The following is a 12,748-nucleotide window of genomic DNA, read 5'->3' as shown; positions in this document are numbered from 1 at the left end:
ACTCGACCGCAGTCCCTGCCCGTCCTCTGATCAGGAGCCGCCCGTGCCGGCCGAACTGCCCGATGACGACCTGCCGGCGATCGCGGTCACCGGTATGGCCTGCCGGTTTCCCGGCGCCGACTCGCCCGAGGAGTTCTGGGAGCTGCTGCGCGACGGGCGGGACCTCTTCGAGGAGGTACCGGCGGACGAACTGCGCCGGGCGGGTGTCCGGGAGCCGGTATCCGGGGGGTCGTTTCATGTGCCCGTCCGACGGAGGTTCCCAGACCGGGCGCTGTTCGACGCGGCCGCCTTCGGGATGACCCCGGCGGAAGCCGAACTGACCGACCCGCAGCAGCGCATCCTGCTGGAGCTGGCGGTGCACGCCCTGCAGGACGCCGGGATCGACCGGGACCGCTTTCCCGGGCCGATCGGTGTGGTGGTCGGCCTGAACCACTCCGACTACCTGCTGCGCAACGTGCTGGCCCACCCCGAGGTGGTGCGCACTCATGGCTGGCACCGGGTCCTGATGGGCAACGACCGGGGGTTCACCGCCACGCAGATCTCCTACCGGCTCGGCCTGACCGGGCCCAGTCTGGCGGTCGACTGCGGCTGCTCGGCGAGCCTGGTCGCGGTGCACCAGGCCGCCCGCATGCTGCTCGACTACGAGGCGGACGCAGTGCTCACGGGCGGTGCCGCGATCCGGCCGGACGATGTCGGCTACGAGTACACCCCGGGCGGGATCGTCTCGCCCGACGGCCGCTGCCGGCCGTTCTCGGCCGATGCCTCGGGGACGGTGTTTGCCAGCGGAGCCGGGTTGGTGGTCCTGCGGCGCCTCGACGACGCTCTGGCGGACGGTGACCGCGTCCTGGCGGTGATCCGGGCAAGTGCGGTGAACAACGACGGTGCCCGCAAGAGCGGATACACCGCGCCGAGCATCGCCGGCCAGGCCGAACTGGTGGCCGGGGTACACCGGCTCGCGGGGATATCCGCGGACCGGGTGGGCCACCTGGAGGCGCACGGAACCGCGACCCTGCTCGGGGACCCGATCGAGGTGGCCGCGCTGACCGAGGCATTCCGCCGGACCACCACGGCCACCGGCTTCTGCGCCCTCGGCTCGGTGAAGTCCAACATCGGGCACCTGGATTCGGCGGCCGGCATCGCCGGGCTGATCAAGACCGTCCTGCTGCTACGGCACCGGGCTCTGCCGCCCTCGCTCGGCTGCGAGCGGACCAATCCGCACATCGACTTCGGATCGTCCCCCTTCCGGGTCAGTACCGAGCTGCGCCCCTGGGAGTCCGAGGCCCCCCGGATGGCCGGAGTGAGCGCGTTCGGCGTCGGCGGCACCAACGCGCACGTCCTGCTGGAGGAGGGCCCGGAAGCCCCGGCGCCCCGCCTGCCGGCTCCTGCTCGGCAGCGCTTCGAGCGCCGGCGGTACTGGCTGGAGGCCGGCGTGCCCTCGGCCGAGATTGGGCCGGGTGTCCCGGATGCGGCTGTTCCGGGCGAGCCCGTCAGGACGGAGGTGGCGCTGGAGATATTCCGGACGGTCCTGGGCGTGGAGGACATCTCTGCGCAGGACGTCTCCCTGGAGCACGACCTGTACGTCCTGGGCGGTGACTCGCTGACGGCGCAGCGGATCGTGGCGCTCTCCGCGGAGCGGTGGGGGGTGGCCGTCCCGCTGGGTTCGTTCCTGGACGAGCCGACACCCCGGCGATTGGCCGAGCTGGTCGGGCTGGCCGAGCCGGGTGAGCCGGCCGCCGCGGCGGTTCCCGAGCCTGGCGGCGCCGACCGTGAGCTGCTGCCGCTGACGGCCTTGCAGGAACGGTTCTTGTTCCTCGACGAGGTGCCGGGCGCGGCCGAAGCCCACCACGTGCCGGTCCTCACGGAGCTGCGTGGCCCGCTGGATGTCGCCGCGTTGCGGGCGGCCCTCCAGGATGTGGTGGACCGGCATGACGGCCTGCGGCTGAGGTTCCACCGTTCGGAGCTGGAGCCGAGGTTCGAGATCCTGCCGACGGCCGCGGTCGAACTGCCCGTACAAGAAGTCGAGGACGACGAGGCCCTGCGGGCTTGCGTGAACGGTCTGCTGTCGGTGGCGATCCCGCTGGACCGGGCACCCGTGCTGGTCGCCCGGCTCTTCCGTCGTTCGAACGAGCGCCATGTGCTGGCGATCGTGGTCCACCACATCTGCGCGGACGCGCACTCCACCGGCCTGATCCTGCGGGATCTGTTCGCCTGCTACGAGCACCGCACCGGCACCGGCACGCCCGAACTGCCGGTGCTGACCGGCCTGCTGGCCGAGCACGCGCGGGCCGAGGCCGCCTGGCTCGCTTCGGCCGCGGCTGACCGGCAGGCCGCGTTCTGGCGGGCCGAGCTCGCCGACCTCCCCGCTCCGCTCGCTCTGCCCGGACATCCGCACCCGGCCGAGCGCGGCTACCGCGGCGGCCTGGTGGAGTTCGTGCTCTCCGAAGCCGTGTCCACACAGGTCCGCGCGGCGGCCGAGCGCGTCCGGGTGACGCCGTTCACCATCGTGCTCGCCGCGTTCTGCGCGCTCCTTGGCCGGCTTGGCGGACAGACCGAGATGGTGGTCGGCACTCCGGTCGCGGGCCGCCACCACCCGCGGACCCGGGATCTGGTCGGCAACTTCGTCAACACGCTGCCGGTGCGGGTGCGAGTCGGGCAGGAGGACGACTTCCTCGCCCTGGTCGAGCACGTCTCGGGCCGGCTGCGAGCGGCCCTGGACCATCAGGACCTGCCCTTCGAGGTCCTGGCCAGGCGTATCGACCGGGCACCCGACCAGCGGGACGCGCCACTGATCGGCGTGCTGTTCAACATGCTCAGCGCCGACGCGTCGGAGGCCGACGCGCCCGCCGGGCTGACCGCGCACCCGGTGCCGTTCGAGTACGCCGGCAGCCCGTACGAGCTGTCCATGGACTGGTGGTTCGAGCCCGACGGGCGCATCGGAGGCCGCCTGCGCTACGACCGGGACCGGTTCGAGCACGCGGCCGTCGAGGACTGGTCAGCTGTCTTCGCTCACCTGCTGGAGCGCTTCACCGCCGATCCCGCGCTGGCCGTCGGCCGGGTCCCGGCCCTCCCCGCCGCCGCGCCCACCCGGGCGGCGGCGGCCCTGCGCGGCCCGGTGGTCGACGTACCGGACCTCGCCGTGCACGAGGTCTTCGCGGACCGGGCACGTCGCGAGCCGGACCGCCTGGCGGTCAGCGGGGGCGGTGTCGAGCTGACGTACGGCGGACTCGCCCAGGTCTCGGCCGCCGTCGCCGGGCTGCTGGCCGAGCACGGGGTGCGGCCCGGAGACCGGGTCGGCCTCGCTCTGCCGAAGGGTGTGCCGGCCGTGGCCGCCGTGCTCGGTGTGGTGCGCGCGGGCGCCGTCGCCGTACCGTTCGACCTCGCCCTGCCGGCTGCCCGGCTGACGGTGATGGCCGAGGACTGTGCACCGGTGGTGGTGCTGTGCGAGGAGCCGGCGCAGGCCGGGTTCGTACCGGCCGCTGAGCCGGTTGTCCTGCCCGCTCTGGCCGAGCTCCGCTCCCGCCCGGCGCCTGCCGTCCTTCCGTCGGTGACCGGCGACGACCTGGTCTACCTCACCTTCACCAGCGGCAGCACCGGTCGGCCGAAGCCGATCGCCTTCCCGCACCGGGCGCTCAGCAACCTGATCCACTGGGAGACCGAGGGCTTCGACCGCGCGCTGCGCTGGCTGCAGTTCGCCTCGCTCGGCTTCGACGCGGCCTTCCACGAGATCTTCGCCGCGCTCTGCGGCGGCGGCTCGCTGCACGTCGCCGACGAGGAGACCCGCTTCGACCACGAGCTGCTGGCGTCCTTCGTCGCCGAACACGGGGTGCAGAAGGCGATCTGGCCGGTCTCCCTGCTCAACTCGGTGGCTGCGGTCTTCCAGGACGACGCGTCGGCGTTCGCGTCGCTGCGGGAGATCGCCGCCACCGGTGAGCAGCTCCGGATCGGCGAGGGCGTGGTGGCCTTCTTCGAGGCGCTGCCGGGCTGCCGGCTCGTGAACAACTACGGGCCCGCCGAGACCCATGTGGTCACCTCCTACCGTTTCCAGGCATCGCCGAGCGGCTGGCCGCGGTACGCGCCGATCGGTCGGCCGCTGCCGAACACCGTGCTGCGGCTGACCGACCCGGACGGACGGGACGTGCCGTATGGGACGGCCGGCGAGCTGAGGATCGGCGGGGTCTGTGTCGCCGACGGCTACCTGGCGCGCCCGGAGCTGACCGCGGAGCGTTTCGAGCGAGTCGACGGGGTGCCGTTCTACCGGTCGGGCGACCGGGCGCGGCTGCTGCCCGGCGGCGATCTGGAGTTCCTCGGCCGGGACGACCAGCAGGTCAAGATCCGGGGCTACCGGGTCGAGCTCGCCGAGGTCGATCTCGCGATCCGCCGGGTACCCGGTGTACGGGATGTGGCGCTTGCGGTGGCGGGCGAGGCCGGCGCGCGGCGGATCGACGCCTACCTGGTCGTCGACGACGGGTCGGCCGGGCAGGTGGAGCGGGTGCGCCGGCAGCTGCTCGCCGAGCTGCCGCAGGCCATGGTCCCGTCCACCTTCACCCTGCTCGACGCTCTGCCGGTCAACACCAATGGCAAGGTGGTAACCGCTCTCCTGCCGCCGCCTGGCCACACCGCCGCACCCTCGGCCGCGCCTCCGGCGAGCCGGCCCGACCAGACGCCCGCGGGGGCGCCTCCGCAGGCGCCCGCCGCACCGGCTCCTGGCACGGCCGCGGATCCGGTCGGCGAGGTGCTCGCGCTCTTCCGCCGGGTGCTCGACCGTCCGGAACTCACCCCGGACGATGACTTTTTCGCCGCCGGCGGCCACTCGCTGCTCGCCGCCCGGGTGCTGTACGGGCTGCGGGACCGCTTCGCCGCGCGGCTCACCGTCGCGGAGTTCTACCGCTGCCGCACCGCCGGGCAGGTGGCCCGGCTCCTGGCCGGACGCGGCACCGGCGGCCCCCGCGACGGCGGACGGCTCCTGGAGCTGCCGGCCGACGGGCCGCCGCCCGTTCTGCCTCCCGGGCTGCGCCACCTCGCCCACCCGGGTGCGGCAGCCATGAGCAAGACATTCGTCCTGGAACTCGACACCCGCCCGGAGCCCCGGCAGCTGCGCCTGGCGCTGGCAGCGGTCGTGCGACGCCACCCCGCGCTTCGCCTGTGCGCCGGACCCGACGGCAGCGCACTGCGGGTACGCCCGCTCGACGATCTCGACCCCACCGTCACCGAAGTGACGCCCGGGCGGTCCGTCGAGCCCGCGGACCGCCCGGCCTGGCTGCACCGCGCGGCTCAGGCCCGCGTGCCCGATCTGCGCAGGGATCCGCTGCTGGGGCTGATGCTCGCCACGCCGCAGGACGGGCCCGCGCTCCTGGCCCTGACCGTGCACCCGCTGGCACTGGACGGCCTCGGGCTGCTGAGCCTGTGCCACGATCTGTCCGCCGCCTATCAGGACCCGGGCTCTCTCGGGGCGGAGGACCGGGGATTCCTCAGGCAGCTGGCCTGGCGTCACGGGCTGGTCGACACCGCGCCCGCGAAGCAGGCCGCCGAGATGTGGCGCACCCTGCTGAGCAGCCCCGTCGTGTCCCCGGACGAAGTCGCACGGAGTTCGGGCAGGGCTTCGGCCGCAGACGCCGCCGAGGCCCTCGGCGGGGCCACCGAGTCGCGGTGGGCGCCACGGCCGGAGCTGCACGCCGCGATCCGGTCGGCCTGCGCCCGGGACGGGATCGCACCGTATGCCGTCCAGCTCACCGCCTTCGCCATCGCCGCGGCCGTGGCCGAGGGAGGCGAGCTGCGGATCGCCCTGCCGTGGGACGGCCGGGCCGGCGCCGGCCTGGAGAGCTCCGTCGGTGCGTTCGCCGACATCGTGCCGCTGCCCGTCACGGTCCGTCCCGGACAGCCGGCAGGTGCCGTCCTGTCGGCTGTCCGCGCCACCCTCGACCGGATCGAAGAGGCCCGTCCCGTGCCGTACGCCGACCTGGCGGCCGCCGATCCGGATCTCGGCCCGGACCCGGACGTGGTGTTCGGCTACGCCTGGGACGACGGCGGGGACGTCACCTTCGGCGGGAGGGCGGCGCGTTGGGTGGGTCCCGAACCGCTCCAGCCGGGCGTGCGCGTGAACTTCTCGGTCGTCGACGGCGCCGACGGGTTCCGAGTGCACGCCCGGTCCCGGGCCGACGGCCCCGGCGCGGCGGCACTGCTGGCGGCATACCGAACCGCTCTCTATGCGCTGGTGTTCGATCCACAGGCGCGGGCCGATGGCCGCCCGGAGACCGATGGCACGAGTGAGGACGTATGAGGTTCAGTCTGTTCTTCTTCGCCAACGGAGACGACCCGGACGAGCAGTACCGGCTGCTCATCGAGGCGTCCAGGTTCGCCGACGCGGAGGGGTTCTCGGCCGTCTGGACACCTGAGCGGCATTTCCATCCGTTCGGCGCGCCCTTCCCCAACCCGGCGGTCACGGGGGCGGCGGTCGCCGCGACCACCCGCCGGATCGCGGTGCGGGCCGGCAGCGTGGTGCTGCCGCTGCACGATCCGCTGCGAGTCGCGGAGGAATGGGCCGTGGTGGACCGGCTCTCCGGCGGCCGGGCCGAGGTGGCGTTCGCCTCCGGGTGGAATCCGCGGGACTTCGTCCTCGCACCGGAGCGATTCGCCGAGGCCAAGGCGGAGATGCGCCGGGGGATCGACGAGGTGATCCGGCTCTGGTCCGGTGCCGCTGTGGAGCGCACCGGCCCCGGTGGGCGCCGCTTTCCCGTCCGCACCTACCCCACGCCTCGGCAGGGCGGGCTGCCGCTGTGGATCACAGCGGCGGGCTCGCCGCAGACCTATGCCCTGGCCGGGGAGCTGGGTGCCGGGGTTCTGACCCATCTGCTCGGTCAGTCACTGGACGAGCTGGAGGAGAATCTGGCCGGGTACACCGATGCCCTGACCGCACACGGCCACGGCATCGAGCGGGAACGCGTCTGCGTCATGGTGCACACCCACCTTGGGTCCGACCGCGAGCGGGCCCTGGCCGCCGCCAAGGGCCCTCTCATGGCCTATATGCGCTCCTCACTCAGTCTGTTCGGCCTCAAGTCCACCGCCCCGGCCGGTGACGGTACCGGCGAGGAGGCCCTCGACGAGCTGCTGGAACTCGCCTACCGGGACTTCTCACGCGATCGCTGCCTGCTCGGCTCACCGGCCGACGCACTGCCGTTGGTCGAGGCCCTGGCCGCGCTCGGGGTCGACGAGATCGGCTGTCTCATCGACTTCGGCATCGGCACCGACGAGGTCCTGCACGGCCTCAATGCCCTGGCCGAGTTGAACCGCCGATGCGCCGACCTGTGAGCGCCGCCGGGACAGGACCGGCACCGAGGGGCCCGCGGCAGCTTCTGGTCCTGCACCACGCGGGTGGCTCGGCCGGGCCGTATCAGCGGCTCGTCCGGGCGCTCGGTGCCCGCGGCCGGGAGGCTGTCGCTGTCGATCTGCCGGGCCGGGGACGCAGCGCCGGCAAGCCTCCTTGTCGCAGCATGGCCGAGGCAGTCGACCACGTGGTCGAGGTGGTGACGCGGGACTTCGAACCGGGCTGCGCGCTCTTCGGTCACAGCATGGGCGGACTGATCGTCTTCGAAACCGCCCGTGAGCTGGAACGTCTCGGCCGGGCGGCGAGCTGGGTGGGCATCTCGGGCTGTCTGTCGCCCGCCGCTGCGGCCGCCTGCCCCGCTGCGGCGGATCGGCACCTGTGGAGCGACGACCGACTTGCGGAGTACATGCGCGAGCTCGGTGGGACCCCGGATGAGGCGCTGCGGGACCCGGAGCTGCGCGCCTATCTGCTCGGCGTCCTGCGGGCCGACCTGGCCGTGGTCGACGGCTACCGGGCCACCGCCGGCGCTCAGCTGCGCCGAACGCCCGGCGCGGTCTTCTGCGGCCTGGCCGACCCGGTGGCCTCACCGGACGGCTGGCGCGGGGCATTCCGGCAGCCGATGACCGTCCACGCCTTCGCAGGCGGCCATTTCTCCCTCTTCGAACAGGTCGAGGAGGGAGCCGATTGCATCGACGCAGAGCTCGGACGGCTCCGGCCGCCCGGGCCGGAGCATGGTGAGCCGATCATGAGGGAGCAGTTTCAGTGACAACGACCAACGGACGGCCGACGGCCACGGCACAGATCAGGCACATCGCCATAGCCGCGCTGTCGCTGTACGTGTCGATGATCGCGGCCTCGGCGGCCGCCGTGGTGGACACCGCGGTTCTGGGCCACCACGCGACCGCGGCACTGGCGGGGCTGGCCGTGACCATGGCCGTCTACGGCCCGGCGACCGCGGCGATCGCCGGCGCGCAGCGCGGTGTGATGCCGTTTGTGGCGGAGCATCAGGATGAGCCGGAGAAGCTGGTCTCGGTTCTGCGTAACGGGATGTGGCTGGCCGTCGCCACCGGTGGTCTGGGCGCCCTGGCGGTGGCCGCGGTGCCGTGGATCGGCCGGATCGGAGGCGTTCCGGACGCGACACTCGATCAGCTCGGGGTGTTCCCGCTGCTTTTGGCGGTGTCCACGTTGTTGACCGCGGTGTCGACGACGGCGGGCTCCGCGCTGATCGGGCTCGGCCGGAGCCGCCTGGTGATGCGTGCCGGCCTGGCCGGCACGGGGGCGGCCGTCATTCTGTCGCTGCTCCTGGTCGGCGGGCCCGGCCCGCTGCCCTCGCTCGGTCTGGCGGGCGCCGGGATCGCGATGGTGGCCTCCAGTGCGATCGGCGCCGTCGTCGCGCAGGTCGCACTGCGGCGGTCCCCGCAACTGGCAGGGCGCTCCTTGAGGTTGGGGCGTCCTCAGCCGGCGCAGGTGCTCGGGCTGGCGCGGGTCGGCATCCCGCTGGCCGCCACCGTGCTGATCAAGTTCGCTGTCCTGGGGGTACTGGCCTTCTCTGCCGCTCGGATCAGCACGGAGGCGGCTGCCGTGCACAGCGTCGCGGTGTCGCTGGTGAACCTGATGTTCACCGCCGCCGTCGCGGTCGGGCAGGCGGTGGTGCCGGTGGTGGCGGAGCGGCTGAAGGAGCAGGACCTTGCGGGGGTCCGGGCCGGGGTGGTGTCCGGGCTGGTCGTCTCCGCCGGGGCGGTGCTGCTCCTCGGCGGACTGCTCACGGTGGCGCGCGGGCCCGTGCTGTCGGTGTTCAGCACGGACCCCGGGGTACGGGACGGCCTGGTGGAGCTGCTGCCGCTCGTGCTGGCGGCGACCCTGGCGGACGCCTTCCAGGCCCTGTTCGGCTTCGGGCTGATCGGTGTGAGGCGGACCCTGCCGAGCATGCTCTGCTTCGCGGCCTGCTACGGCGTGCTGGCCGTCCTGGCCGGACCAATGGCTGCCGGCGGCGGCCTCACCGCACTCTGGGGCACGCTGGCCGTGGTCAACCTGGTCCTGATCGCGGCCCAGGGCTGGTGCTTCCGCCGCTACAGCGCCCTGGCGGTAGCGGAACCGGTCCCGGCCTGACCCGTCGGCTCGTCCGCCCTCGGAGCCGCCCCGTGAGGGGCCGTTCCGGGGGCGGACGGCCTTACGCCCCTTGAGGCGCCGCCTGCTCAGTGCGCCGGCGCCGACCGGTTGGGGGCAGGCCGGTCGGTGATCTCCACCGCTCGGATGGGAGTGTCCGGCTGTTCCACCGCGGCCCGCAGCAGAGCGAGCAGGCCGTCCGCCAGCCAACGGGCCGTAGCCTCCTCGAAGAGGTCGGCCGCGTACTCGATCCCGCCCGTGATCCCGCCCGGACCGCCTCTGCCGCTCTCCGGGTGTTCGGTCAGGGTGAACGTCAGGTCGACCTTGGCGGTGTCCGTCGCCAGTTCGCGATGCCGTACTGCGAGGCCCGGCACCTCGGGCAGGCGCGGGGGCTCGACCTGGAACGCGAGCAGGACCTGGAACAGCGGGTGGTAGGCCCGTGACCTGGGCGGGGCTACTGCTTCCACCACCTGGTCGAACGGTGTTTCCTGGTGGGCGAGGAACTCCAGATCCGCCTCCCGGACCCGGGCCATCAGGTCGGCCATCGACGGGTCGCCGGAAGTGTCGGAGCGCAGCAGCAGAGTGTTGGCGAAGAAGCCGACCAGGTCCTCCAGTGCGCTGTCGGGGCGGCCGACGACCACCGTGCCGATCGTGATGTCGGTGCCGGCTCCCGCTCGCGTGAGCAATGCGGCCAGAGCCGCGTGAACGGTCATGAAGACGGTGCAGTTCCGTCGGCGGGCCAGCGCCGCCAGCCCCGCGTGCAGGTCGGCTGGGACTTCGAGCGGCACCCACCCGCCCGTCCCTTCGGCCGCACTTCTAGGCCGGTCGGTGGGCAGGGCAGGCTCCGTCGGCGCTCCGGCCAGGGCCGTGCGCCAGAACTCGGACCGTTCCTCGGTCCGGGCCCGCAGCAGCTCGCGTTGCCAGAGCACGTGGTCCGCGTACTGGACGGGCAGGGGCACCCAGTCGGGAGCCGATCCGCCCAGCCTTGCCCGGTACGCGGTCAGCAGGTCGCGTAGCAGTGGTTCGGTGGACCAGCCGTCAGCCGCGCTGTGGTGCAACACGATCAGGAGCGTCGAGCGCTGCGGGCCGTCGGCCGCCACGGTGCGCCACAGCGAGGCCCGCACCGGGAGGTCGACCGCGAGGTCGAAGACCTCCCGTGCGGCCTGCCGCAGGTGCCCGTCGAGCGCCGCTTGGTCGACCTGGTGCTCGGGCAGTTCCAGGTCGACGTCCGCGGCCGGCACCACGTGCTGGTACGGAACACCGTCCTCATCCGGGAGCAGGGTGCGCAGGGCTTCGTGCCGGATCACCACGTCGACGAGTGCGGCCCGCAGAGCACGAGCTTGGAGCGGCCCGGTGAACTCCACGGCCAGCGGAATGTTGTAGCGGGGGCTCGGCCCCTCGAGCAGGTCGATGAACCAGAGCCGTTGCTGGGCGTGGGAGAGCGGGATACGGGCCGGACGCTGCGCTGGGCGCAGTGCCGGGCGAGCCGACCCGCCGGTCTCCGCATGCCCCAATTCCGCCAACCGCTGGGCGAGGCCGGCCACCGTCGGGGCGGCGAAGACGTCCCGCAGGGTGAGTTCGGCGGTGAAGAGGGCGCCGAGACGGCTGATCAGACGAACAGCGAGCAGCGAGTTTCCGCCCAGGTCGAAGAAGCTGTCGTCGGCGCCGACCGGTCCAGTGTCCAGCACCTTCGCGAACAGCCCGGCCAGCGCCTCCTCGACGGGGTCTTCGGGGGCACGCCGTCCCGCGCGCGGAGTGAACTCGGGTGCGGTCAGCGCGCTGCGATCCAGCTTGCCGCTCGGGGTCATCGGAAACCGGTCAAGCCAGACGAAAGCGGCGGGGACCATGTAGGCGGGTAGCGCGCGCTCGGCCGACTCCCGAAGCCGGACCGTGTCGGATTCGCTCGGCATGGACCGAACGGGCTTGCCGGCCCGAGGTGTGGGGACCAGGTAGGCCACCAGCCGGCGCCGCTCCGGGTTCGGCCCCTGGGCCAAGACCGCCGCCTGGCTGACCATCGGATCGCGCAGCAGGACGGCGGCCACCTCGCCCGGTTCGATGCGGTGACCGCGGATCTTGATCTGGTCGTCGGACCGGCCCCGGTACTCGATCCTCCCATCCGGGCGCAGCGCCGCGAGGTCGCCGGTGCGGTACATCCGAGCACCCGGCGGGCCTGCTGGGTCGGCGACGAAGCGGGCGGCCGTCAGGCCGGGGCGGTGCAGGTAGCCGCGGGCCAGGGTGGGGCCGGTGAGGTACAGCTCCCCCTCGGCGCCCACCGGGGCCGGCCGCAGCTTCGCATCGAGCACCCGGGCGCCGGTTCCCGGCAGCGGGGCGCCGATCGGCGGGGCGGAGGTCCCGGGACCGACCTCGGCGGTCAAGGACCAGATGGTGGTCTCGGTCGGCCCGTAGAGGTTGGTGACCCGCGCCGCTACCGAAAGGAGCCGGTCTGCCAGATCCCTGGACAGCGCCTCGCCGCCGGCCAGTGCCCGTACTCCTCTCAGCCGCTCCGGGTGTACGGACAGCAGCCCCTGCCACAGCGACGGCGTGGCCTGGACGACGTTGGCCCCGGTGGCCTCTATCAGCTGCGCCAAGGCGAGTGGGTCGCCGGCCTGTTCGGGGTCGGCGAGAACGATGGTGGCGCCGGCCAGCAGGGTGCCGAAGATCTCCAGGCCTGCGATGTCGAAGGAGATGGTGGTCGCGGCGACCACCCGGTCCCCGGCGGTGATGCCCAGACGGGCCGTCAGCGCGGCGAGCGCGTGGCCGTACGCCTTGCGACTGATGACAACGCCCTTGGGACGGCCGGTCGACCCGGAAGTGTAGAGAACGTACGCCGCCTGGTCCGGCTCGACGGCGGGGTGTGTCCACGGCGTGGCGGCGTGCTTCGGCTCGGTGAGCGTGTCCAGTAACAGTCTGGGCACTTCGGGGGACGCAAGGCTGCTGGAGGAGTCGGAGTCCGTCAGCAGGAGGCACGGCGCCGCGTCCTCCAGCATCAGGGCGATGCGTTCTTGGGGAAGACCCGGGTCGACGGGCAGGTACGCCGCCCCTGCTTTCAGCACGGCGAGGAGCGCGACCACCAACCCGGGCCCGCGCGGCAGCGCCACCGCGACGAGCCCATCCGGACCCGCGCCCTCGCCGACCAGCCGGGCAGCCAGCCGCTCCGCCCGCTCGTTCAGGTCGCGATAGGACAGAGCGCGTTCGAGCCCTGCGCGGCTGCGGGTCAGCACGGCGGTGGCGCCCGGCCGTTCAGCGGCCCGGCGGACGATCTCCTCGACCACATCCATTGCCAGGGGGACAGCCGGGTGGGCACTGGCGACGGTGCTCCGA

The 12,748-nt window shown here is 73.1% G+C and carries 5 protein-coding genes; 4 read left to right on the top strand and 1 reads right to left on the bottom strand.

Going from position 1 to position 12,748, the window contains the following annotated elements; all coding sequences use genetic code 11:
* Window positions 1-43: 43 nt before the first annotated feature.
* The 4 genes from ACZ7LT_RS25275 to ACZ7LT_RS25260 are packed head-to-tail and all read left to right on the top strand — an operon-like array spanning window position 44 to window position 9,430.
* Window positions 44-6,277, top strand: a complete 6,234-nt coding sequence (locus ACZ7LT_RS25275) for an amino acid adenylation domain-containing protein (protein WP_471238381.1) — start codon at window positions 44-46, stop codon at window positions 6,275-6,277.
* Window positions 6,274-7,305: a MupA/Atu3671 family FMN-dependent luciferase-like monooxygenase gene (locus ACZ7LT_RS25270; protein WP_471238380.1), complete on the top strand. Its 1,032-nt coding sequence runs from the start codon at window positions 6,274-6,276 to the stop codon at window positions 7,303-7,305. Before ACZ7LT_RS25275 ends, ACZ7LT_RS25270 begins: the two co-directional genes overlap by 4 nt.
* Window positions 7,290-8,087 (top strand): thioesterase II family protein, encoded by a 798-nt coding sequence (locus ACZ7LT_RS25265; RefSeq protein WP_471238379.1) that lies wholly within the window; start codon window positions 7,290-7,292, stop codon window positions 8,085-8,087. Before ACZ7LT_RS25270 ends, ACZ7LT_RS25265 begins: the two co-directional genes overlap by 16 nt.
* Entirely contained in the window at window positions 8,084-9,430 is a 1,347-nt protein-coding gene (locus ACZ7LT_RS25260) for an MATE family efflux transporter (protein WP_471238378.1), read from the top strand. The genes ACZ7LT_RS25265 and ACZ7LT_RS25260 overlap by 4 nt, the downstream gene beginning before the upstream one ends.
* 86 nt (window positions 9,431-9,516) lie before the next feature.
* Here the strand turns inward: ACZ7LT_RS25260 and ACZ7LT_RS25255 are convergent, their stop codons facing one another.
* Complete coding sequence (locus tag ACZ7LT_RS25255; RefSeq protein WP_471238641.1) at window positions 9,517-12,705, bottom strand: amino acid adenylation domain-containing protein; 3,189 nt, start codon at window positions 12,703-12,705, stop codon at window positions 9,517-9,519.
* Window positions 12,706-12,748 lie beyond the last annotated feature (43 nt).

The sequence above is a fragment of the Streptomyces sp. NPDC039465 genome (assembly GCF_055639315.1).
This window is presented reverse-complemented; position numbering and strand designations above follow the sequence as displayed.